We start from the raw sequence: 25,752 nt of genomic DNA, 5'->3' as shown, positions 1-25,752 counted from the left end.
CTCCTATAAACCCGGTACAATGTTTAATGCCTGGCCTTCTTGCAATAACTCATTGCCTTCAACCACCACTTGTTGCCCTATCTCTAAGCCTGATAAAACTTCAATATGACCATTAATTCGCTCACCAATTTGAACGTTTAACCGCTTTGCTTGACCGTCAACGGCCACAAAGACACTGAACCCACCGTCGGGATGGCGCAAAATCGCATCGCTAGGAATAATCACGCTGTGGTCTTGTGTTCGGATTAGCGGCAGTTTTGCAGTAGCCGATGCGCCGACACGCAACTGCGCATCTGTTGGGATTGCCAATCTTAATAGAAACGAGCGACTGGTTTTGTCAACGACAGGAAGTTTTGCCAATACATGAGCTTGATGCTGCACGCTTGGCGCGCTTGCAACACTAAAATTAACGACGCGGCCAAGGTTAATAAGCTGAAAGTATTCTTGTGGCACTCGCAAATCGAGCCACAGAATATCGCTACTCACTAATTCAAACACCGTTTGTCCACGCGTCACCCACTCACCTAAATTAACCGTGCGCTTTGCTATCACCCCCGTAAAAGGCGCTTTTAATTGATGGCGGTTAACGAGCTCTCGCTGATAAGCTATCTTAGCTTGTGCTTCTAAAAGCGTGGCTTCTGATGCTTGTAACTTAGCCTCTCTGTCAGCAAGCTCAGTTTGCGCAAATAATTTTTGCTGCGACAGAGACTGTGCTTCTTTTACCAACCTTATCGCATTGTTGCGATCGACCTTGGCGCGCTCAAGTGCAGCTTCTACACTTTTCAGCTCAGCTTTTACTAAAGCGGCATCGAGACTCAGCAGTACAGTATTTGCTTCAACAATATCACCGGCTTCAGCTGAAATCTTAGTTATTACACCATCGGTTAAACTTGACACTTGTGCGTATTGTGCTGCACTAATTGAGCCCGTTAAAGACAATGTTCGTTCAAGCTGTTGTTGCTTTACATCAGTGACCACAACATTGACCGCTGCAGCATAAAGGTTAAAGGATAAAAGAGAGAGTATTAAGCAAACGCATTTCATGTAGTTTGTTCCAAAGTTAAAAACACTATTCCTTTCAGTAAACACTATGCAATAGCACCTACTGATCTCGACTAAGCATTGCAGCTGGCGAGTTTATGTCACTATAACGCCGACACACTAACACAAATAAAAATCATTACCATCCAAACTAGGTAAATGACCTCAAAAGTGTAGTTTGTGAAATAATGAATGAACAAAGAATATACAGGAATAACGCTTAGAATAAAGTAGACATAAACGTCGCTATGCCTACTTTAAGGAGGGTCAATTACACTGATTTAATTTAACAATACAAGTGAAGTAACATTACGAACACCGGGATGACTCATATAGTCATTTTTAATCCCTTCAACTCTCAGTGATTTACCAATCAAGCTCGGGTTAAGCTTGGGACTAAATGCATCGCGCTGAGCTGATTCCAACTTAATATATAGCTTGTTGCCAGCAACTGTTGGGTCGCTTAATTCAAGCGCATAGATATCGTTTACAGCAGCTGTGATTTTGCCACTGACTACCACTGCTGAGCCATTATTTAGCGCTAATACGTCAGCAACACTCATATCACTAGATGGCTCTGTCGTTGTACCAACGGTTTGTATCTCACTTACTTCTCGTATCCCCGGTGCACTCATATACAATGAGCGAACACCTTTGATAACTAAAGTAGAATCAAGAATGGATGGATTAAGCTGCGGACTAAATGCAGCACGCTGGTGACTTTCAAGTTTAACATTTATCGTATGAGTTGGATTTTGGCTGTCCTCAAGTACTAGAGCATAGATATCATTAAGGGCAGATTTAACACGCCCTATAAGCTCAATTTCATTGCCCTCGGCGGTTGCAAGCGCCTGCTCAACCGACAATGCCACTGGTGCAATCTGAATATCGCTTACATAACGAATACCAGCCTCACCCATATAACTGTCTCGAGTACCAGTCACTATGACTGATTGACCAAGGATCTCAGGATTGAGTTGCGGGTTAAAGTCACTGCGCTGAGCAGATTCAAGCTTTACGTTGATACTTAACGATGCGTTGGCAGTATCTGTGAGTAATAGGCCATAGATACCGTTTACTTCGGCTGTCACTTTACCTAACACAGTAAATTTAGACCCAGCTGAAGCAGCAAGTGCCTGTGCTACAGAAATCGCGCCATCAGGAGTTGGCTCTGGATCGGGATTAGGATCTGGGTTGGTTTGCCCTGAACCATAAGGCGCATTGAAAGAGTTATTTTTATAGCTATCTGTATTCCATGCATCAAAACCCGATGCAGGCGTCCCCCATGGTTGACCATTGTTTGGATCAGACATTTCTTGCGGCGCCATTGGCACTGGTGTTACTTCACCGCTTGCATGACCGTTAGTACCATCAAAGTACTGATACGACTCAGGCGTTGCTAGCCAATTGATGATGTTGACCGAAAGTACAGCCGCATTACCACTGTCTGTCCAGCCGGGGTACGTCTTTTTACTATTGCCATTATCCTGACGCTTGTACTTAGGCGTAGCGTCTTCAATTGGAGAAGAATCACCAATAAATGCGGCTTTGCCTAACCCTGCTTTTGAGATAGCAACATACGGGCCTTCATTTCTACCACCAAAGTAAAGTCCATCATCTTTAGCATGACGCCATTTAGCCGGTGTATCTGAAGGTGAAAAATAAACCAAGCCTTTCGCTTTTTGTTCATCTACAATCGCAAGTGTCGCGCCTGCGGCCATCAATACAGGAGTAACTCCAAGTGTGATCCCTTCTGTTTTGCTCGCAGACTCAATACCACTTACGCCTTGTTTGTAATCCGCGGCATTAAAGCGAAAGCGGATCCCAAAGTTTTCTGCAAGCCATCCCATGTCTGCTGATTTTGGATTACGCCAGTCACCGTACTCACCTCCTAGATTATACTTGGCCAGATCTGAGCGGTTGTAGCCGTTAAAGACTTCAGTGGCATCCCACGTATTTAGATTACGATCCGCGTCATAATGATCTGCAATAAAAAATATCCCTTTTCCATCCGCAACAAACTGCAATAACGCCGCTTGCTCTGATTGAGTGAAAGGACGGTTAGTTTCTGCCAATACAAAAACATCTGCATCTTTAATCGCATCGTAGCTGATAACCGCTTCATTTTGATTGCTTTGAGAGGTGCGGTCGTCAAAGAATCTAATCTTGCCGTCATTGTTTAAATCAACACCACGATATTCTTTTACGGTATATCCTTCATTAACTAATGCATCCGCAAAGTCTGAAAACGCACCATCAATAACCCAGTCGGCATTTCCCTCTACGCCACCGTGTGACACATCAAATAATACTGTCTTACCATTGTTGTTTGTACTTGGTGTTTTGACTGGAATGTGGTTATTCCAGTCATACGGCTGCGCTGCAAATACAGAGGTGGATATAGCTGCAGCCAAAACTACGCTGCAAAGCTTGAAGTTTACTTGTTTCATTCGTCAAATCCCGTTGAAAATTATAAAAAGAAGCAATAAAAAAGCCGCCAAAATATGGCGGCGTAGTGTATTAGTTCAGCGGTTGTGTTAAATCCAGCTGATAAAGTGCAAAACCTCTTTCGTCGGTTTTGCCGGTAGGTAGAATATGATTAAATTGCTGACTGTAAGTTTCAGCATCCGCACTGGTTGAGCTAAAGAATTCAATATTGGCGCCAACTACAGGTGCAAATGACCAGTTCATATCGGCGGACGGATCAAGTCCTGCAGCACCATTTTGGTCGCTAACAAAAGTAATATAGTCAGCAACGACCTGACGGTTCTCATTTGGCGAGTCGACAACGATTTTATCTCCCTTAATATTTGGGAAATTACCGCCACCAGATGCACGATAGTTATTCGTTGCAACCAAGAATACTTGGTCGTCCTTCACCACCTCACCTTGATACTTCAATGCCTTAATGCGGTTACCGTTTGATACCTTTTCACCGTTGGCCGCGTAGCGTGCAGGCTCAGTGACATCAATTTGATACGTCACACCATCTAGTACATCATAGTTATATGAAGGAAAGTCTGGATTGATCAGCGCTTGAACGCCTTCAGTATTTGGTGTGATTTGATTGAACTGTCCTGCAGACATTTCAAGCCATTCGCGCACTTCGCTGCCCTTGAGCTTCAACACCTTAAGTACGTTCGGGTAAATGTACATATCCGCAACGTTACGATAGGCGATATCACCTGCAGGTATTGCGGTAAAGTCATCTGGCCCGCCACGCCCTGCTCTAAAAGGCGCACCCGCAGACAGAATAGGTAATCCATCAAGCTCAGTACCTTGCACGATTTTTGCTGTATACCATGCTTGTGCGTCAGTCACGATTTGGATTGAGGGATCGTCATTCACTAACGCAAAATAGCTGTTCACTGTGTTGGTAATTTTAGCAAAAGGCTCATTCACCCATGCGCGAGTTTCAGCATGCTCACGATGTACCGCTGCTTCAATTGCCGCATCGCTTTCTACCAAAGATATGGTGTTACGATTTTCATCCGTTTCATAGATAGCTTTCAGCGTCGACTGTGAGTCAACCACCACCCATTTACCTGATTTAAATTGGATATCTAGGTCAATTACACCAAGATGATTGCCCCAAAAACCAGGCATTACAGCCGCAACGCCATTGATTGTGCCTTTATCATTATCAACACCATGTGCCGCTAAGTCTGCATAGCCCGAACCTGGGAAGTTTGCATGCGCGTGACCAAACATAATGGCGTCTATATCATCCACCTTGGACAAAGCATAAGATGCATTTTCAGCCATTGGCTTATCGGCTGACACGTCTAGGCCTGAGTGCGGAATAGCAACGACAATATCCGCGCCTTCAGCTTTCATCTTAGGTACGTAGTGTTTTGCCATTTTTACGATGTCTTTGGCGATCACTTTGCCTTCAAGATTGGCCTTATCCCATTGCATGATTTGCGGTGGAACAAACCCGATAAAGCCGACTTTAATCACCTGAAGCTTGTCATTCTCGTCAAAGAATTGTTTTTCTTGAATTAGGTAAGGCTTAAATAACGGCACATCATTTGTTTCATCTTCGTCACCATCAACCTTAAATACGTTTGCACTAATATAGGGAAAATTCGCATCGTCGATTGCTTCGTCTAAAAACGCTAAGCCAAAGTTAAACTCATGATTACCAATATTCGCGACATCGTACTCTAGTGTGTTCATGGCCTTATAAACAGGATGAACTTCTCCCTCTTTGAGGTTTTTGATTTTCGCCATATAGTCGCCAAGCGGACTACCTTGGATCAGATCGCCATTATCTACCAGCATGGAGTTTTTTACTTGGCTTCTCGCTTGATGGATTAACGCCGCAGTTTTCACTAGACCCACTTTGTCATCTTGCTTATCTGAAAAGTAGTTGTAGTTCAATACATTTGCATGCAAATCTGTGGTTTCTAGTAAACGCAAAGACACCGCAGTGCCCTCTTTTGGAATATCAGGTCCTTTCGGCACGTTTATATCAACATTGTTATCTGAATCTGAGCAACCAGTCATAATGCTTGTGGCACCGCACAGTAGTGCGATTGGAAGTAGTTTTGTTTTCATAAGTCCTTTCTTTACTTTGTTTGCATACCCGTGCGCATGCTTTTAGTTATTTCAGTAATACCAATTCACGTCTCTTCTTATTCCACTTCATAGAAGCTGAACCAAGAAGCACAGCGAGTCAGAATAAACCGTTGCGTTTTGCGTGGCGGGTGTCACTATACGAGGGAAAAAAGTCAAGAAAGCTAAGCTTTTATGGCAGTTAAGTGCTAGAAATATGACGGTACTAAGTCAGGAGAAGTGAATTAACTTTTAAGTGATAAATATACAAAAAATCCTCCATATTGGAGGCTTTAATTGCTTACTTAACATTTAGTAATACTTAGTCTTCGAGCTCTACTTTTTCTGCTTGAATATAAGTTTCACCATCCTCGGTTACTAAATAGCCCTCCACTTCAACGTTTTTACCCGTTGCAATATCAGACTGACTACCATCTTCAAACTGAGTTTGCTCAGACACTTTAATTTGCTGGTCAAGTACATAAAACATGGTTGCTGAATCAACTTGCGTGATTAACCCCTCAACTTCTACGTACTTTATTGCTTGAAACTTTAGCTCTTTAGCAACCACTTTCACGCCATCTGTGGTGTATCCTTCGACTTCCACTTCTAAACCATTATCTAGTTTTTCAAAATTACCATGCTTAAACTCTGTGTTTGCGGTAACTTGAACACGCTGCGCGCCGAGATTGAACTGATAATCAAACGGAGAGTCCTTAACTAAGTCTTCGATAACCCCCGCAATCTCTACTTCTTCGGCATCGTCATCATCAAATTCGACTTTCTTAGCCAATAGTACGTTATCTTGGGTTAACACCCCTTCGACTTCAACAGAGACGCCATTAGCTAAGTTTTCACTGCTTCCATCTTTAAACTCAGTATTGTTATCCGTGGTAATTGAAATGCCATTCACCATAAACTCAGACGCTGAGACGAAGTTGGTGACGTCACCTTCAACTTCAAGCTCAATGCCGTCTTCAGATTCGATTTCAATTTTAAGCGCAAAAACTGAGCCGTCGGCACGCTGAATCGCTTTGACTTCAACGAAGTCGTCATTAACAAATATGCCGTTTTTAAACTCGGTGTTTTCATCAAAAAACACGGTTTTACCATTGAGGCTAAAAGTTGCATCGACAGGGTTAAAGTCCGAAACTTTACCTGTTAATTCAAAAGTTAGGTCATCAAAGTCGTCGTCTTTGTCGTCAACCTCAACTTTCGTGGCGATAAGTGCATCACCTTGGATCACATAGTCAACTTCCGCGATATCACCTGCCGCCACTTGTTCAAAAAATACCGTTAGATCAACATCACTCTCAAGCTCAAGTTCGGTTGCTCCATTGATAGCAAAGACCAGTTTACCAACAGTGATTGTCTGCTCAGCTGCATTCACAGCAGTAACTTTTCCTTCAACTTCATGCTCTTGCTGATCATTAAAATCACTCGCAGAGATGCGCTCTAAGTCTCTCACGACATAAGCACCTTCAAAGCCAAAAGCTTCAATTTCAACGACATCGCCAATATTAAGCTTCTCGAGTTTTAACTCTTTGTCCTCAGCATCTGACTCATCTTCAAATTGGGTATAGTTATCTACAAAATAACTGCTACCAAATACCGTAAGTGTTTGTGCTTCAAGATCAATTGCGTCAATGACACCGGTTAATTCGATTTCAGAGTGCTTATCAAAGCGTACTTTTTTGGCGATTAAACCTTCTTCAGTTGCAACTGCAAGTACAAATACACGCATACCGACTTGTAAGTCGTCATCGTCACCTTTCTTAAAGTCAGTCTCATCGCTCAATGTAAAAGTATGGCCGCCAATTGCAAAAGCATCGTCACTGACTTGCGTTACTATTCCTTCGAATTTAGCCACCGCTCCCGAAGGCGCTGAATTGGCGCTTTCAACCTCGACGCTATCCGCAAGTAAAACGCCTTCTACAGGTAAGTTTGATGCTTCTACTTCTACTATTGCATCATTTTCTATTGTGCCTTCAACCGCTGTTGCTTGACTGTAGTCAACAATAAGCGCGCCTAATTTAAATGTCTTGGCATCAAGGTTTAGTTCAGAAACCTTGCCTTCAACCTCAAACTCGCCATTTTGTTCTTCAACATCAATACGGGTAGCGATGTATTGACCCTGCCCTTGATGCAGCGCACTGATCTCAACAAAGTCTCCCGTATTTAACTCAGTAAATGCGATAGTGAGCTTTGTGCGCTTATCGACACCAAATTCTTGACCTAAAACGGTAATTGTTTGATTTGCATAGTCTACTGCAGTCACTACACCTTTAGCGGTTGCGTCGTAGGTAATAGAGTCTGCAACCGCAAAGCCACCATCTGCTCCTTGTTTACCTTGTAAGTCAACCTGCATACCGACTTTAAGGTTTGCTTGTTGTTCCGGTGTCGTTTCATAGCGCACACCGTTCACATACACACTGCCAAATCCCGTTACTGTTCCCTCTGCATTGACTGATGTCCGGTAGGTGATGGTGATTGTTTCTTCTTCATTGCTGCTTAAATCAACGGTGATTGATTCTTCATTTGGTTGATACAGTGCCTGATTTACAGAACGAGACGTAGCGGTTAGCTTATATTCACCCGTAGCAAGCGCATTGAGTGTAGTGGTGGTAGAAATATCTTCGCTATAGCTTGAAGGACCTGTTAGCGTTAGGTCTGCCTCGGAACCTGCGGGTAAGCCCTGTACAATGACTTTTATTGAACCTTTGGCTCCGGTGTTATCGCCAGGTTGTGGATCGTCATCACTACCGCCCCCACATGCGACCAGAAGGCTACTTGATGCCAATAATGATGGTAATAACCATTTTCTATCCATTACATAATCTCCTAAATTTTTGGCTCATTTAGTACATGCAGCTGCTTTGCCACAAAAACTTAACATGCACTCTAGACGGCCAAAAATGAATACCCGCTTTATTACTGGTACCTTGGTATCCACCTAATTGGAGACTGATATTAAATTGGATTGCTTGTTGAAATAGCTATCATGCTGAGACCCGCGTATCTACAGATAAAAGTTTTTAGAATTCGTATCACCACACTTTCCAGCGGTTTACTTGGCAGTCATCAGCATCAAAGTACTTCTTCATCACCTCGGGAAATGGACCATTGCCGTGAGCATTTCTATTCTTCTTAAACGTATACTCCATAGCTTTATAGTAATATCGGTTGATTGGTTGAGTAATATCCATAAACCTATTCATTTGTGACCAATCGTGAGCATCGCCGCCCCCCGCGATGCCAATACGATTTCCAAACCAATAGTGCTCGGGGTATTTTCTACAACTTAAGTAACCCGTTTGCATCGATGCGCTACCTCGCATATTTTTTACTTCTGGACCGACTACATACTCTAAGTCTTCTATTGGGATATAAAATGGCTTTCTGAATAAGGTGTACGGTGTTCTTACCAATCCGGTATGGCGGTTAAATTCGATTGCATCCACAATACGAATTGCATTCCCTATTTTGTACATTATTAAAGGGAATGCAGTCAGTAAAAACAGCCCCAACCATGAATGCCAAGCTGGCATACTGTCGTCTGTCATACTTACCCCTAGCAGACAAATACCAATAATAGGGCCTAATACCAACCCATGTAGCCTAAGGGACCATAATCCCGGTGAGCGCGGTACGGAAACAACCCGACCATCGCATTGGCTAGGGTAACTCGAGCCGCTAAAGGCATCTCTCGGAGCAAAAGCATCTTTACAGGGTTTTGCGTCTTTAAACTTACAACCGTTTAGTTCTTCAGCCTTGGCTAAGCGTTCCTCATAGCTTAAGTTATGGAGATGATCTTTGGGTAGGTCTTCATAATAAGCTTCACTTAGGCAGTAACCTACTCGTCTATCACTGTATGCTTCTAGTTCTGCTTCCCGCTTCTCTTCTTCAGTAGCTCCTTTTTGGTAGAGCACTTGTCTTTCTTTAGCCCTCTTTGCTAAATAATTATGTATCTCCTCGTGAGTCATGTCCTTTATCTCTTTCACCATTAACTCCTTTTGATTAACTACTTAAAGCACTTGTAATGATTAACGCCCTACCACACCTTCCAACGGTTTATTTGGCAATCATCAGCATCAAAGTACTTTTTCATTACCTCTGGAAATGGGCCGTTAAAGTGGGCGTTCTTATCGAGCTTATAGTGATACTCCATAATTTCGTAGTAATATTCTTCTATCGGTTGGGTAGTATCCATAAACCGATTTATCTGAGCCCAATCGTTTAGGTTTCCACCATCTCCGAGTCCGATCGCGTGACCAAACCAAAATTTTTCAGGATATTTTCTGCAACTTAGATAACCCGTTTGGAACGAGCCGCCACCTCTTGCGCTTTTCACCTCAACACCCACCACATATTCAAGATCTTCTATTGGGATATAAAATGGTTTTCTAAACAGGGTGTAAGGTGTTCTCACCAACCCGGTGTGACGATTAAACTCTATGTTATCAATAAACCGTAAAGCGTCAGAAAATTTAAACAACAAGAAAGGTGTGACGAAAAGACCAGCCAAACTCAAGTATAAATAGTCTACCGGAAATGCATCAACCAGTGTCAGTACAATCAACATAAATCCAGCAATTGCGGACAATATGGTGATTACCATTCTAAAAAGTATTAGGCTTGGGTGACGAACTACCGCAACTTTTTCACCGTCACAATTCCAAGCGCCAAAAAGGCGTGTAGGGCCATCAAAATCGTCTCTCGGCGCAAACGCGTCTTTGCAGGGTTTTGCATCTTTAAACTTACAACCGTTTAATTCTTCAGCCTTGGCGAGTCGTTCCTTATAGCTTAGGTTATGGAGATAATCTTTCGTTTGTTCTTCATAAAAAACACCACTTCGACTATAACTTGCCTCTCTAGCCAAGTATGCCTCAATTTTTGCAAAGTCTTCTTTTTCTTCTTCAGTTGCTTCTTCTCGATAATACCGCTCTCTTTCCTTCGCTTTATTTGCCAAATAGCTATCTAGCTCTTCTTCAGTCATCTCATCAATCTTTTTCATCAACAACTCCTTTTAGTTGACTACCATAAAGCACTTGTAATGATTAATGCCCTACCACACTTCCATGCGATTTACTTGGCAGTCATCTGCATCAAAGTACTTTTTCATCACCTCGGGAAATGGGCCATTGCCATGAGCATTCCTATTCTTTTTAAACGTATACTCCATAGCTCTGTGATAGTACTCGTCAATTGGCTGAGTAATATCCATAAACCTATTCATTTGTGACCAATCGTGAGCATCGCCACCTCCCGCAATACCAATACGATTTCCAAACCAATAATGTTCTGGGTATTTTCTACAACTTAAGTAACCCGTTTGCATCGATGCGCTACCTCGCATATTTTTTACTTCTGGACCGACAACATACTCTAGGTCTTCTATGGGGATATAAAATGGCTTTCTGAATAAAGTGTACGGCGTTCTTACCAATCCGGTATGGCGGTTAAACTCGATTGCATCCACAATACGAATTGCATTCCCTATTTTGTACATTATTAAAGGGAATGCAGTCAGTAAAAACAGCCCCAACCATGAATGCCAAGCTGGCATACTGTCGTCTGTCATACTTACCCCTAGCAGACAAATCCCAATGATAGGGCCTAATACCAACCCATGTAGCCTAAGGGACCATAATCCCGGTGAGCGCGGTACCGAAACAACCCGACCATCGCATTGGCTAGGGTAACTTACACCACTAAAGTCGTCTCTCGGCGCAAATCTGTCTTTACAGGATTTTGCGTCTTTAAACTTACAACCATTTAGTTCTTCAGCCTTGGCTAAGCGTTCCTTATAGCTTAAGTTATGAAGATGATCTTTTGGTAGTTCCTCAAAATAAATACCACTAATAAGGTATTTGCTCTCTCTATCAACGTATTCACGTATTTCTTCTCTTACTTTTTTCTCTTCTTCTGTGGCTTCTTCTCGATAATACCGTTCTCTTTCCTTAGCTCTTTCCTTTAGATATTTATCTAACTCTGCTTGAGTCATATCTTCAATCTTTTTCATCAACAACTCCTTTTAGCTGACTACTATAAAGCACTTGTAATACTAACCCTCTACCACACTTTCCAGCGGTTTACTTGGCAGTCATCGGCATCAAAGTACTTTTTCATTACCTCTGGAAATGGGCCGTTAAAGTGAGCGTTCTTATCGAGCTTATAGTGATACTCCATGATTTCGTAGTAGTACCTATCTATCGGTTGGGTAGTGTCCATAAACCGATTTATCTGAGCCCAATCGTTTAGGTTCCCACCATCTCCAAGTCCAATCGCGTGACCAAACCAAAACTTTTCTGGATACTTTCTGCAACTTAGATAACCCGTTTGGAACGAGCCGCCTCCTCTTGCGCTTTTCACCTCAACGCCCACCACATATTCAAGGTCTTCTATTGGAATATAAAATGGTTTTCTAAACAGGGTGTAAGGTGTTCTCACTAACCCGGTATGACGATTAAACTCAATGTTATCAAGAAACCGTAAAGCGTCAGAAAATTTAAACAACAAGAAAGGCGTGATGAAAAGACCAGCCAAACACAAGTATAAATAGTCTATTAGAAATACATCAACCAGTGTCAGTACAATCAACATAAATCCCGCAATTGCGGACAATATGGTGATTACCATTCTAAAAAGTATTAGGCTTGGGTGACGAACTACCGCAACTTTTTCACCGTCACAATTCCAAGCACCAAAGAGGCGTTTAGGGCCATCAAAATCGTCTCTCGGCGCAAATGCGTCTTTACAGGGTTTTGCGTCTTTAAACTTACAACCGTTTAATTCTTCCGCCTTGGCAAGTCGTTCCTTATAGCTTAGGTTATGGAGATGGTCTTTTGTTTGTTCTTCATAAAAAATACCACTACGACGATAACTTGTCTCTCTAGCCAAGTATGCATCTCTTTGTGCTTTCCTTTCTTTTTCTTCTTCAGTTGCTTCCTCTCGGTAATATCGCTCTCTTTCCTTCGCTTTATTTGCCAAATAGCTATCTAACTCTTCCTGAGTCATATCTTCAATCTTTTTCATTCTTCGGTTCCTTCTATCTTATTGGCGGCCTTTCAGGAAATCTGAACTTTTGATTTAATCTGGATAGTTCTTTAATGTATCTAACCCCTTTAGTGATCAAATAACCATCGTCTTTTTTGGTCACCACCGTTGGCAAGGAGTACAACTCAGTAGCGCACTCGATCACTTTTTTACCTTTGCCATTGGGATAACTTTCTACTTCTATGATTAACTCAATAGAGCTACCAACTTCTAGGTTTAATAGTTCACAGAGTCTTCCTTCTGTGAACTCAAAGTAATAACCGGTTCGATTAGGGTATAGCTTCCAACCACTGCTAAGCTTGGCCAACTGATGATGATTTATCTCCTGTATTTTATCATCACCTTCCTTTGACCAATAGAAACGAGCAGAAAACCCTTCTAATTCATTGGTTAGTGGCGCGCTTACCTGCACTTTAAATACACTTAAAAATCTTTGAATATTTATCGAGGGAGAGTACAACATACTATAAAAATCGGTTAATGCATTTTCCATTTTTTGTTGCCATGTTGATGCCCTTACAGCAGAAGACTTATTGCTATCGTCTTTATATTTTTGTTGGCGCTTTTTACTCCAAGGACAGGCATTTAGCCAAGCCTCAATTTCAGATTCATGAAAAATAAGCAGTAAACCAGCACCGATTAAAATTATTAGTAGACCCAATAACCCTAATACACTCGCGATCGCTCCAAGAGTTGCAATTGTACTCGCAGCCATGCCGAGAGTTAAAAAGGAGGCTAGAATTATAGAAGAAGACGCTGCAAGTGAAATAAAACCCATCATTAACGTGATATTGCCAAAATATAGTTCTTTATCACCGCTTTCTTTTTCTGATAGTGCATCAGTAAAAGCGACATATGCACTTACTGAGCTTGCAATTAAGGTAAGAAAGGTACCCGCAACAACTAACCAAGCACGAGAAACTATTTTCGCACCCACCCCAGCAGCCTTTTGAGTGGTAATTGAGTTAATTTGAACTGCCGTTGGCAGACCATGTTTTTTTTCCACAATATTTAAGCCAATATTAAAAATTATGTCGGCAAGATCTAACACTGCTGATGCTTTTGACAACCCACTAGCCTCAACCTTAGCTAGCGTGCTAAAACAGTTATACACTTCAAGTACTGCAACAGTCCCTAGAGTGCCATGTAGCATAGTTTCAAACACTTTTGGGGGAACTTTAAATTTTGATAGTCTCTCCAAAGCATCCACTTCTTTTTTAATACTATCCAGTTCCCAGTTTTTTCCATCAATCTTACTGTCAAGTTCCGAAAACTCACTTTTCATTTCTTCAACTTGGAAATCAAGTTTTTCAATCCGACTCGCATCCAACACCAATACTTTTTGCTGTAAGCGTTTTTGTGCAAATTCGGCTTTTATTTTTTGTCGCTCCAGTGTTTTTTCAATTTCACCCAAGGTACCGTCTAGAGACAAAATATGATCTAACTGTTGCTGAACAATCTGTCCTCCACCTAACTCAGTTCTGACATAAGGGTGTGCTACAGGATTCTTCCGATGGCTACCAGTAAATGCCTCTGCGGCTTTCTCCAGCTCATTCAGGCGCTTAGATGCTCGTTCAGCTTTTGACTGAAAGTCCAGAGGTAAAAATCCATCAGGTAAATTGCCATCTAAATAGTCTGCAATTGATAGGTTAATCTCTTTTATCAAACCATTTGTCGAAACATCTACCAATTGCTTAAATCGACCAAAGAGATCCCCTCTGACACTGTTTTCAAATCTAGCTGATTTTGCATACTCTATAGAGCTTGACAATGCACTAAGCTCTCTCTTTGCATTCGTTAGTTGATATTGCACATTGGAAGCAGTTTTTTTCAAATCACGTAATGCTTGTTCTTGGCGTTTTATTTGTAAGTCTAGCTGTGCCACTACTGAGTCAGGATTCATCCCTCCTGCAACAGCTGCATTTAAAATTTGGTTACGCGCTTTAATGTAAGCATTAATTTCCGCTTGTTTAGCTTCAATAGAGCGCTCTAGTGCCACCTTTTCATCTTTTAGTGCATTTGTATCAAGCGCTAGCCTTTCTGCTTTGGCTTTACGGTCTCCGTATACCGATTTGATATCCTGCCCTTGCGCTGCATTTAATCCGGTTGGGACCTCGAGACCAATCACCAATAATCCCCACATCGCTTGTGATGCTCTTCGGAGTACTTGTATTACCGCATCTGTATATGATGCGTCTTTGTCATGTAAGGACTGCAAGTTATCTTGCATAAGCGTAAGATCAAAGCGCGTGTCAAATTCGTCGTTTGAACCTTTAAGACGGCACTCATACGCAGTCATCTCATCCTTTATCTTTTTAGGATAGAGCAGCTCAATTAATCTTAGCCTTTCAGTCGGATGCGTCCCCATCGCTTTTAGCCAACATTCTTGCCCTAAGTCATTCGCATCCAATTCATCTAACTTTTTGAAATCATCGTCTGACACCGCAAAATGACTGATCAGGGTAATGGTTAAGTCCTTTATTGGGCCGAGTACATCGGAGCATACTGCGTATAGTAAGCACCGGCGTATATCATCGTAGTAGGCATAGTCTTCAATAGAGTAATAAAAAGAATTGTTTTTCTGCTCGTCGCTAATAATCTCAAAGAGCTTCGCTTTTGATTGGTTAATTAATAGACCAAGTTCAAAGGCGCGGTCAGTGTGTAGATATTCTCTAAATTCAGTGGTGCTGAAGCTATCTTCTATATACTGCCGATACTGCTGTGCAAGATCTTCGGCGTCTTCATCAACTTCCACTCCGAGTGCTTTCTTCTTTTTGATTCCATTTGGATAGTGAAAGAAAGTGCTCTGAATTGCAGTTGCTAACGAATGCTTTGCCAATTGGTTTGGACTAGGTTCAAAACGTTCTGTGTTTGACTCTGATTTAAATTCAGGATCTTGTTGTATTGATTCTACGGGAAGGCTTAACAACTCCTTGCGGTATATCGCAACTCTGGCGCTGGTGTCACGGGCTAACCCTAAACTGTCGGCTAGTACCGGTACATGCACACCTGACATATCTGGAACAGGTAAAACTAGGTGTTCGGGTAATGTCGAATTATCGTAACCCTGCTTAAAACTTGCCAGTTTATCGAGTTTTTGCATTCTGTTGGCACGTCTGTTGGTCGCTTGGTCTCCGTTAAGACCGGGCTTTACACTTGGTCCATAATTTAAACGCGGATCCGTTTCAGCCATACCGCCAAATGCTTCAATTTGCTTCCAGCTCCATTGAGTTTCTGAATAAGCAATTTCTACACTACACTGTTGACCATACAACTTGTTTGGGACGATGATGGTACTTAATTCTTCTGTGGTGGCTTTTCGCTCACCTTTATCAACCATCTCAAGTGCTAATTCTGTATTGTCTACACTACACTCTTTACCATAGTTATCTTTTTTATACGAATATTCAGCAACACGAATAACTCTATGACCCTTTTGAAAGGCTAAATTGACATCTTTAAACGCGACACCTTCACCATTTTCCCTTGGAAGTACTTCCAGCTCTCGCCATAAGTGTCCGTCAACGTAAATATAGATAAATCCTTCTCTTAGCTGATCTTCTCCCTCTATCCCCATTCTCAATGGATAAATATGGACCAACTCCACTTCTGCATCTTGTGCAGTGTCATTCGCCGAAGAAGTACCAAGTGGTATTTTGTAGTATCCCGAGGTGCCAAGATCTGGGTTAGTATCAGCAACCATCAAAGACACTTTCTCTTGGTCGTTTGCTAGCCCTTCAAAAACTAGCTCTCTGTGAGCGGTTTCAAGATTCGTTAAGTCTGGTACTGTAAAATCACTCATCCTAGTTTCACTCCATCCTTGTAATACTCTTTACCTGATACGCTTACTTTTAACTTTTTACTTCCTGATTTATCGGGGGTTGCATCTCTTTTTGCCACTGACAGTGAGCTAGGGGCCGCACCGCCCGGTTGATTCAAGGGAGAAGGTGGCGTGTTTTTACTGTTAGAGATCATAAGATCTCCTTGGCGCACGGCGGGTTTTCCTTCGATATACACATCAAAAGAGCTGGTAATAAACTCTGCTTTGCCTTTGATTGTGCCACTGGCAATGCCTTTCTTTTTACCGGGTTGGTCACCTGTGCTTTTTGAAAAGTTACTTTTTATATTGGCTGCAGGGTTACCATTAATTTTTACTGAGCTTGCCGTGCTCGCTGCATCACCTGATTTGGCGAGATTGCTATAAGGAATTGGCACAACAACCTTACCAATTTTAGTCCAGCAAACATCTATGGTATTTAGCATGCCACCACTGTCTTTATGGACTGCGGTGCGACCATTAATTAATACGTTTTGGCCGCTTACGATACCGACTTGTTGTGCTTCGCTATCTACATCTTTTTCAATTTGTTCCTCAGTGCCAGCTTGCCATCCTATTTTGCGCTCAACCAAATCTAAAAATGCCCGAGCGTTGTCAATGGGCATGTGCATATCCATGCCAGTCTCTGGCTCTTGATGAGGTAGAATTGGCTCGTTTTTTCCATCGTTCCAGTTTGGCGGTGGGACAATATAGTCACTGGCAAACTTGGTTATCATTTCACCCAGCATCATATCGCCATATTTAGCCCGCGCAATCTCATCTATAAATGCGTTTTCACCGCTTGCTTTATCAGGAAATACGGCAATCCCATTTACACAGCCAATGGCGCCATTATTTTTCGCTGCGATAGTAAGCTTTAACAATGCAGGATTGTTATGTCGCCACGACACACTCCCGCCTACTCTCAGCATTGCAGACATGGCATCTTGATCGTACTGAATCGAATCTGGCTCTTTTCCCTTTACTGCTGCGATAAAGCTCATAACACACTCCTTGTTACTGAGATTAATTGTGGTTTTTCTTGCTCTGTGATCAGCCACACTCTGTCAATATGGCGATTTAACGGGTTATGTAAATAACTACTAGCAACCGCAAGTCCCATTGCATTATGGCCAGCGCCAATATACCCAATGGTATTTGCCGTGTTGTTGAGTTCAATTAACGCGTCGTGTTCTTGGTACAAGGCGCGGCTGGCATTGAGCCATTCTCTTTGCCACTGCTCACTGAGTAAGCGGGTCGAAATATAAGGCTCGCTTATCTCTGCGTGCAGCTCTTTTAATAGCTCACCTAAGCCGCCCTGATATGCTTTAATTTGGCATCCATCTTTACTCGCGTTTGTACCAAGCAGTACGCAACCGCCTTCACTTAATACAACACCTTCAGGGCCGTCAACAACTTGTAGCTTGCCTACCCAGTTTGGTTTTGACGCTTCATCATAACCAACGCAACTATCTACAAATACATAGAGACTATTTGGCGAGAGCGAATCAGTATCAAGCACTTGATACAACTGAATATCGTCAACGTTCAGATCAAGATGGTCACAAAGCGCCCTAACATCGGACAGTTCTATAAATGGCTCTTCTGCTTTTGCGTAGGCAGTAATTAGATTAATGGTGCCATCCCACGTGTTGGCACTGCCATCAAGCCGTTGCTTTGTCTGACTTAACAAAGATTCAAGAATGGCTAAACAGCGGTCTTTACGTCGTGTGACCGAGATTTCTTCAATTTGCGCGCGCAAGTATGGGGCATCGAGGCTTATATCATATCTAACAATGGCTTTGCTTGGTGTGCAAAAGCGCATGTTATTTGCGACGGCGGTATATATAGCACTGGGGTGGTTACCGGCGGGGGTTTCTAGCGCGATTAATTCAAACTGCATGTGCCACTCCTTGCGCTTGCGCCTCTTCTACTAAGAACACACTGTTACTGCCTGTTTGGCTCTTTTTTACCCTTCCTCGCCATATTAATGAAAACTGCTGTGTTTGCGAGTCAATTACCAGCGTATCACACTGCATATCAATAGGCGTGGCGTCTGGGCCATTAACCAAACGACAGCGAGGTACGATTCTGGGCAACGTTAGCTTTAGGCTTTGTCCATAAGGTAAATCTGGTGTCAAGCCCATCATTTCAATCCACCAGCCATCACTAAACGGGTTTGGAGTTTGTTGGTCTTGCGGCGCGACTTGATAATGCGCAGCGGGGACTACTTCTTTAAATGGAAACTTACCCGCGAGGGCTTTGGCTTCGTCAACCTCTGGGAGTTTGTCACCCCTTGGCGACCAAAATGGTGGGATCGCTGCAAAGCTTGCAACCGCAGTGTCGTGACTCGGTTTTTTTAATACCTGATTAGCATACTCCACTTGCGGCAATGGCTGGCCTTTCGCTTCTTTATTCTTGAGCTTATAACCACGACCAAGAGGGTTTTGGGTCGAAACTTGTTCTTCATCCGACAGACTCGTGCCGCCATAGGCAAGTTGATAATTTAATACACAGGACGATAATACTTGTGGATCGCTCGCCACGGGTCCAAATAGAGACCGCTTCCACACACGCTCACCAGTAACTCGAAGTAATTTATCAACAAAGACCTTATCGTTACAGCCGAGTTTGAGTCCTACTTCAATCACTCGCGCTTGTTTGTCGGTTGGTGGAAAGCAGGTCAATTCACCATATACTTCAAAACCGGTTTTATAAGGCTGAACTTCGCTAACGGCGGTTAAGCTGGCTTCAAGCCCTTCACCGTCAAAGTCATCAGCAAGTACAACAGGCGCTCCAGTTGGATCGGGATACACATTACCCTTTACGTCGTATTCAAAGTTCTGCTTCACAGCGATGACTACGATAGGATCTTTGTCCTCATCCCAAGCCTCAACCGTGCTACTTTGCCACTCGGATTCATTCACTAGCATGGTTCAACTCCTGTTTCACTGATTGCCACTGAAGATAAGCCATCGGCATGTAAAAAAGCGCAGCACCAAGTGCGTGCGAGGAAATCTTGGAAAGCTTGCGCTGAATAGCAAGGCCAGCCAACCCCTGTTGTAACCAAGCCGCTGGCTCAGAGACTTTACGCCCCGCGAGTTGATGTTGGGTATTTGCTGTTATTAAGGCTTGGCGCTCGTATTCTGCTTGCTTAAAACTGGGTAGTTTTTGCGATTTTTGAGATTTAATGCCAGTTTGCGCATCACTTATTGCGAATTCTTCAGGCAAGTCGAGATCGGTGATTTGTTTCCACGCCTCGTAAGCTGGACGAGCGGTACTGGGGACTTCGAGTAACTTAACTAGATTTTGTAACGAGCGGATATGAGAAAAGTACGGAAACACTTCTGCAATGTAGCTTGGATTATGCTGACAATAAAGTAAGCATGGTTCATCCCATTTTGGCTCATCGAGTAAACCTGCCAGCTGCAATAATTTTGCTTTTAGCGCGGCATCATCTGTCATCGCAAACCGCTTTACTAGGTGCTCTGAAAGTTGCTCTGTATTACACAACCACATATTTACCAATGCCGTGTAGGCAATTTCAGGGTTGCTATGGTCAAGTGCGGCCATGAGTTGGTGGCGCGACAAGTTAGCCGTACTAAATGCTAAATAGATAAGGCTCGTAGGCCAATTTTCATCTGTTGATAAAATTCGCTGCCTGAGTGCATCACCTAAATCAATGCGCCATGCTGACAAGTTATGAATGAGCAGCTCAGCAAGCGCAGGTTCGCTGTTAATCGCCGTGATGATTTCACTAGCTTGATTTTCAAGTGCTCTTGTCCCAAAGAGATGGTTAATGAGTAATAACAGCTGAGGTGAGTCAATCTCTTGGGTTAACGTAAATACATCGTCAATCGACCCGTGTGCGATACAATCAAGTTGTGAGTGGTTTATCCAGTGTTCTTCGTCCGTCGCAGCTAAGGTATACACATGATTTAATAGTTGTTTTTCAAGGGCATGCAAACGCCCAGTTTCAACTACTTGGCGTGCATTAAACTTTTGATAATGATGCCAAAGCGACTTGAGTTGTTGACGGTGAACGGCCAATTTGGTTGCAGCTAAAAACATAGTCACACCGTATCAGCTTAATTTAATCGAATTGGCCAGCCTTGGAGGCTGAGATCTTGCTCAATATCGGCGTTTAGCAGTTTACCTTCGAGCTGTATCTCACCATTACCGTTAATAGCAATGCTGCCATTTTTGGTTTTGACACAGACTTTTTGCTCGCCATTTAACACCACGGTACCGTTGTTATTTGTCACCGACGCTGCCGGAAAGTCATTCGGAGCCGATAAGCGACCAAGAACAATAGGCATTGCCACGCTATGTAGCAACACTTCATCGTCAATACTTACGCGTGTCACACTGTCTAGTTGACCTTTAACCTTCATTTCTAAATTAGATTCGTCACACTTCACTCGTAACACTTTGCCTAATTTATCAATGGCAGATACACGCCATACGATGTTACTCAACGATGGTGGAAATTGTATGACATTGGTTTTCATGACTTTGCTCCCTGCTTAGTTATGGCTAATTGCTGAGCCAGACACTGAAATGTTGCTGGCGCTTAAGTTCAAGTTGTTCGCATCAATGGTAATATTACCTGCCGCATCAATTTCTATTTTGCCGCCGCCTTGAGAAAGCTGAATTGAGCCGCTACCTTGGCCAACGATTGAAATGTTTCTATCGGCATTGATGGTGAAGTTACCATTTTGCGCCGCAAGCTCAACATTACCGTCAACACTGAAGTAACTGATGTCTTGCGCGGCCTCAAGATTAATGGATTGCTGCGCTTCAAATTGAATATTGCTGTCAGCAGACTGAATTTTAATGTCGGTGTCTGCAGTGAGTTGAATCGCTTCTTTGGCATTGATCTCAATATTGGACTCAATACTTTGGATATACACCGCATCTTCTGCGCGAATGCTTATTTCTTTGTCGGCTTGTGCCACAATATTCGCTTGTGATTGCAGCGTCATCGCTTCTTTCGATTTAATATCGATGTAACCTTTTTTGGTTTCAAGCTTGATAAATTCGCTGCCTTCGGTGGCATTAAATTCGAGTATGTTTTCTTGAGCTTTGGTGAACAATTGGATTTTCTCTTCGCCTTGTTTGTCATCCATCAACAAAGTGTTTGCCGCTCTTGTCACCAATTTGTTTTCGGTGGAATTCTCAATAGTTACTGGGCTTAGTGCCTCATCGTTAAATAGCGCACCGAGAATAATAGGCCTGTCTAAGTCACCATTTTCGCCCGCCACCATAACCTCGGTTCCTTTGTTTAAAGGAAAGTGCATGCCGTGCCCACCAGGCCCACCATAGTGCTGCATAAGCCGAGTCGGTTTACTCTCTTCCCCTTCACCATCTTGGTTAAATGGCAGCTTGACTTTATAGCGCCCTTTGTCATCCACTTCTTGTTCAATCGTGGCGTTAAAAGATGCAAAGACCTTTTTGCGCTTAATAACAGGCGCTTTAAACTGCACATCAATTGGGATAATCGTCGCTTGGTTTTTATAGGTTAAGCCTTTTACCTTGGAACCGTATTCAACGCTACCGCCTTGGCAACCTTTATGAGCAACAGACACCACTAAGTAACGACCGCTGTAATTAAGGTGATCGGTTATGGTTAAAGCGACACCCGGACGAAGCGCTCGACAGTCAGTATCGATTACAAAAAGATTCCGCTGACAATCAATGCTTTGCTGGTGCACTTTGGTAAGCGCGTCGCCATCTCCTTCAGTCATGAAGTTTTCCGCAAATATACTGTCTTCACCAAAGCCGCCAACCTCTGTTTGATTATTACTATTCACAGACAGTGCGCAGCCTTTTTCATAGTCTTCGTCATACAGCCTAAAGCCGCTATTTAGTAGGCTCGCTTTTTTAGAAAAGGCAAAGACAGACTCGCTCGGTCTTACCTGTCCGGTGGGTGATGCATAAGGCAAAGTGATCTCTTCCATCTCTGAAGAAAAATCACTGCTGCTGGCAAATACCGATAGGTTGGCTTGGCTACCCGTTGACTCTGTGCTGCCGTAAACAAAACCGTAGCGGCGCATTAGACGCGTTACAAAATCAAAGTCACTTTCGTCGTATTGCACTGTCATGGCAAGGGAAGGTGATGATCCCTTCAGTTGCAATTTTCCTGACGGGAACCCTGCCTTATCTAACACGCTTTTAACGATAGCGTCCGCAGACATGTCGGTAAAAACGCGATTAGATCGTTGATGCTTGAGCAACACCAAAAGTGATTGAAAGGATAAGGTATACACGTAGCCCTGATGACTGCGACCATGGCAGACATATTCGGTAATAATTCCCGAAACCGTTCTGTCAGACATCGCCCACGTAATGGAAAATGTAACATCTTTACCAATCACCAGATCAGGCTCAATTAGTTCCTCACTTAACACCTCAATATCGAAGCGATAGTCACTACATAAGCTGTCATTCTGTGATTCAAAACTCAATACTTTAAATAAACTCCCAGACAACCCCGCAATTTCGATTGCAAAGTGACTCTCGTTTGCCTTAGGCAGTTTATCGGCAAGTGATGCGAACATTTCCATTTTTGTCTCCTTACTCGTATCTACCGTTAACTTAAGTCGGCGAATACGGCTTCAATTTCACCATTTTCATCCAGTGTCAGCGTCAGCAGATCTGGCATATCTTCTTCGCTCATAAAGCCCAAAATGGAGCGAGCGACCCCAGGTAAAATTTGTTGTTCAATTGTTGCGTTAACCAATCGTGCGCCGCTATCAGACATAGCGCATTTATCGGCTAGATAATCTAGCGCTGTTTGATCTACGCGCAGTTGTATAGCGTGATTGTCACGAAGTCGCGCTGCGACCTTCTCTAACTTTAGTGCCACGATATGTTTTAACACATCAGTATCAAGCGGGAAGAAAGGCACAACCTGCATCCGTGCTAAAAGCGCTGGTGCAAAATGCGCGAGCAAGTTTGGCTTAATTAAGCTGACTAGCTGCTGAAAGCTCGGTCTCTCAAACGGTGTTTCTTCTTCGTTATTGTCTTGTGCTTCTTCGTCTTCAGGTACACCCTGCTGAATGATCCCATCCACCATTTGCTGCATGGCCTGCTGCTCGGTTTCTGGTGTACAAGCATTGATGATTTGCTCGGCCCCTAAATTAGAAGTCATGATGATAACCGTGTTTCTAAAATCGATTTCACGCCCTTCACCATCACGCATTACACCCATTTCAAACACTTGGTAGAACATATTCATGACATCTGCGTGGGCTTTTTCCACTTCGTCAAGTAACACCACAGAATATGGACGTTGGCGCACAGCTTCGGTTAACACCCCACCTTCACCATAACCCACATAACCCGGTGGTGAGCCTTTGAGTTGTGATACTGTGTGTGCTTCTTGATATTCACTCATGTTTATCGTGGTTAAGAACTTCTCGCCACCAAATAGTAGTTCGGCTATGTGTTTTGCAGTTTCGGTTTTACCAACCCCAGAAGGACCTGCTAATAAGAATACGCCCAGTGGCCCAGACGACGCCGATACACCCGCTTTTGCTACCCGTAAGGTTTGTGCAATCGCAGTCAATCCAGCATTTTGCCCCACAACACTTTGTGCCAGTGATTGCTCAAGCTTAAGTAAGTTCTCCAGCTCGTCTTTCACCATGTTACCTACAGGGATCCCAGTCCAACTTGCGATCACTTGCGCTACCGTATCACTGGTCACTTCGGAGAAAATCGCATTGTCATCTTGATTTAACGCAGCAAGCGCTTGTCTAATCGCAGGTTTCTCTTCGTCACTCGCACCGTGTAAGGCATTATAAGTATCAATTTGCAGCTCACGGCTTTGCTCAAGCTCAGCAAGCTGCTCTTGCGCTTGTGTAAGCGCATCGGTGAGACTTTGAATACAGGTTTGATCTGCAATCCCAAGCTTTGATTCGATCGCCAAGCGTTCAATTCTGCTTTGATAGTAACGGATCTGCTCTTTGGCTTTATCAATCACCACAGGCGATGTTGCCGGTCCCATTCTGACCATAGCAGCCGCAGTATCTAGTACATCAATGGCTTTGTCAGGTAATTGTCTACCTGTGATATATCGTGCAGACAAAGTAACCGCGGCTTCAATTGCACTGTCTGTGATTTGAATTTGGTGGTGCTTTTCGTATTTATCTTTCAGCCCCGTGAGCATGAGCTTTGCCGCTTGCTCGGTTGGCTCATCGACTTTAATTAATTGAAAACGGCGTTCAAGTGCAGCATCGCGCTCAAAATATTTTTTATATTCGCTCCATGTCGTTGCTGCAAGTGTTCTTACTTCTCCACGTGCAAGCGCAGGTTTTAGTAGGTTTGCGGCATCTCCCATGCCAGCGTCGCCACCAGCACCAATCAAGGTATGCGCTTCGTCAATAAATAAGATAACGGGCGTCGCTGAACTCTTTACTTCATCAATGACTTGTTTAAGACGACGCTCAAATTCACCTTTTACGCCGGCTCCGGCTTGTAGCAGCCCCATATCCAGTACGCAGATCTTAACTTCTTTGAGTTCTGGCGGAACTTGCCCTTCAACAACGCGCTGAGCAAGCCCTTCTACCACTGCCGTTTTACCAACACCGGGCTCACCGACAAAGATTGGATTATTTTTGCGGCGACGACACAACACATCAATTGCGAGACGGATTTCTTCGTTGCGCCCAAGAACCGGGTCAATTGCACCAGAACGTGCTTTTTCAGTGAGGTCTTCACAAAATGATTCCAGCGCGCTTTCACCTTGTGAACGGCTATTCGACACCGTGTTGTCAGCATTTGGCTTACTAAATACTTGACGCTCAGTCGAGCCTTTACAGATCTTATTTAAATTCTGCTTTAAGAAGTGCGTATCAATCTTGTCGAACTCGCGCGCCAGTCCAAATGCAGGGCTGTATATCGCCATGTCTTTGAACGAGTCAATCAGCGCAGCTCCTGTGATCCAATCATTTTGATGGCGCATGTTTGCGCTGAGCCATGCTTTTTCTAACCACTCATAGAGGCGACGGGAGAAAACCGGCTTGCTCGGGTTACCAGCATCTTGTTGATTGATAAATTCGAGCGCACTATTCCACAATGCGTCTTGATCAACTTCGAAGAAAGGTAAAATCTTCGCAACATCGCCGTCATTGTGCTCTTCCATTAACTTTAATAAGTAATGCTCTGGTAGCACTTCAAAATGCTTTCGACTCGCTGCGAATCCAGCCGCAGCTTCTAACGCTGTCGCGCTGTGATGATTGAGTTTGTCTATGAGATTCTTTATGCCTGTTGCGTCCATC

The 25,752-nt window shown here is 43.3% G+C and carries 16 protein-coding genes; all 16 read right to left on the bottom strand.

Going from position 1 to position 25,752, the window contains the following annotated elements; genetic code table 11:
- Positions 1 to 3: 3 nt before the first annotated feature.
- Positions 4 to 1,044: an efflux RND transporter periplasmic adaptor subunit gene (locus tag MHN30_RS09190; RefSeq protein ID WP_130164050.1), complete on the bottom strand. Its 1,041-nt coding sequence runs from the start codon at positions 1,042 to 1,044 to the stop codon at positions 4 to 6.
- A 278-nt stretch (positions 1,045 to 1,322) separates the two neighbouring features.
- Positions 1,323 to 3,491 carry a DUF6359 domain-containing protein gene (locus MHN30_RS09185; RefSeq protein ID WP_130164049.1) on the bottom strand — a complete coding sequence of 723 codons (2,169 nt, stop codon included), beginning with the start codon at positions 3,489 to 3,491 and terminating at the stop codon, positions 1,323 to 1,325.
- Between the two features lie 70 nt (positions 3,492 to 3,561).
- Positions 3,562 to 5,601 carry a bifunctional 2',3'-cyclic-nucleotide 2'-phosphodiesterase/3'-nucleotidase gene (locus MHN30_RS09180; RefSeq protein ID WP_130164048.1) on the bottom strand — a complete coding sequence of 680 codons (2,040 nt, stop codon included), beginning with the start codon at positions 5,599 to 5,601 and terminating at the stop codon, positions 3,562 to 3,564.
- A gap of 319 nt (positions 5,602 to 5,920) precedes the next feature.
- Positions 5,921 to 8,428: a DUF5666 domain-containing protein gene (locus tag MHN30_RS09175; protein WP_130164047.1), complete on the bottom strand. Its 2,508-nt coding sequence runs from the start codon at positions 8,426 to 8,428 to the stop codon at positions 5,921 to 5,923.
- A gap of 217 nt (positions 8,429 to 8,645) precedes the next feature.
- Positions 8,646 to 9,599: a hypothetical protein gene (locus MHN30_RS09170; RefSeq protein ID WP_343224338.1), complete on the bottom strand. Its 954-nt coding sequence runs from the start codon at positions 9,597 to 9,599 to the stop codon at positions 8,646 to 8,648.
- Between the two features lie 50 nt (positions 9,600 to 9,649).
- Positions 9,650 to 10,612 (bottom strand): hypothetical protein, encoded by a 963-nt coding sequence (locus MHN30_RS09165; protein WP_130164046.1) that lies wholly within the window; start codon positions 10,610 to 10,612, stop codon positions 9,650 to 9,652.
- A gap of 51 nt (positions 10,613 to 10,663) precedes the next feature.
- Complete coding sequence (locus tag MHN30_RS09160) at positions 10,664 to 11,620, bottom strand: hypothetical protein (RefSeq protein ID WP_130164045.1); 957 nt, start codon at positions 11,618 to 11,620, stop codon at positions 10,664 to 10,666.
- 50 nt (positions 11,621 to 11,670) lie between these two features.
- On the bottom strand, positions 11,671 to 12,633 hold the full coding sequence (locus MHN30_RS09155; RefSeq protein ID WP_130164044.1) for a hypothetical protein: 963 nt from the start codon (positions 12,631 to 12,633) through the stop codon (positions 11,671 to 11,673).
- 13 nt (positions 12,634 to 12,646) lie between these two features.
- Positions 12,647 to 16,456: a toxin VasX gene (locus MHN30_RS09150; protein ID WP_130164043.1), complete on the bottom strand. Its 3,810-nt coding sequence runs from the start codon at positions 16,454 to 16,456 to the stop codon at positions 12,647 to 12,649.
- Positions 16,453 to 17,475 (bottom strand): DUF4150 domain-containing protein, encoded by a 1,023-nt coding sequence (locus tag MHN30_RS09145; protein WP_130164042.1) that lies wholly within the window; start codon positions 17,473 to 17,475, stop codon positions 16,453 to 16,455. Before MHN30_RS09145 ends, MHN30_RS09150 begins: the two co-directional genes overlap by 4 nt.
- Entirely contained in the window at positions 17,472 to 18,374 is a 903-nt protein-coding gene (locus MHN30_RS09140) for a hypothetical protein (protein WP_130164041.1), read from the bottom strand. Before MHN30_RS09140 ends, MHN30_RS09145 begins: the two co-directional genes overlap by 4 nt.
- Entirely contained in the window at positions 18,364 to 19,404 is a 1,041-nt protein-coding gene (locus MHN30_RS09135) for a DUF2169 domain-containing protein (protein ID WP_239359310.1), read from the bottom strand. The genes MHN30_RS09140 and MHN30_RS09135 overlap by 11 nt, the downstream gene beginning before the upstream one ends.
- The gene (locus tag MHN30_RS09130; RefSeq protein ID WP_130164040.1) at positions 19,391 to 20,542 is read right to left on the bottom strand and encodes a hypothetical protein; all 1,152 of its coding nucleotides are present in this window, start codon (positions 20,540 to 20,542) and stop codon (positions 19,391 to 19,393) included. Before MHN30_RS09130 ends, MHN30_RS09135 begins: the two co-directional genes overlap by 14 nt.
- Positions 20,543 to 20,559: 17 nt before the next feature.
- Positions 20,560 to 20,982 carry a hypothetical protein gene (locus MHN30_RS09125; RefSeq protein WP_130164039.1) on the bottom strand — a complete coding sequence of 141 codons (423 nt, stop codon included), beginning with the start codon at positions 20,980 to 20,982 and terminating at the stop codon, positions 20,560 to 20,562.
- Positions 20,983 to 20,997: 15 nt separating this feature from the next.
- The gene (tssI, locus tag MHN30_RS09120) at positions 20,998 to 23,037 is read right to left on the bottom strand and encodes a type VI secretion system tip protein TssI/VgrG (RefSeq protein ID WP_130164038.1); all 2,040 of its coding nucleotides are present in this window, start codon (positions 23,035 to 23,037) and stop codon (positions 20,998 to 21,000) included.
- Between the two features lie 26 nt (positions 23,038 to 23,063).
- Entirely contained in the window at positions 23,064 to 25,751 is a 2,688-nt protein-coding gene (tssH, locus tag MHN30_RS09115) for a type VI secretion system ATPase TssH (RefSeq protein WP_130164037.1), read from the bottom strand.
- Position 25,752: the final 1 nt, after the last annotated feature.

It is taken from the genome of Pseudoalteromonas sp. OF7H-1 (genome assembly GCF_022347825.1).
Taxonomy (GTDB): domain Bacteria; phylum Pseudomonadota; class Gammaproteobacteria; order Enterobacterales; family Alteromonadaceae; genus Pseudoalteromonas; species Pseudoalteromonas maricaloris.
Note: the sequence above shows the minus strand (reverse complement) of the source record. Positions and strands in the feature narration are given on the sequence as shown.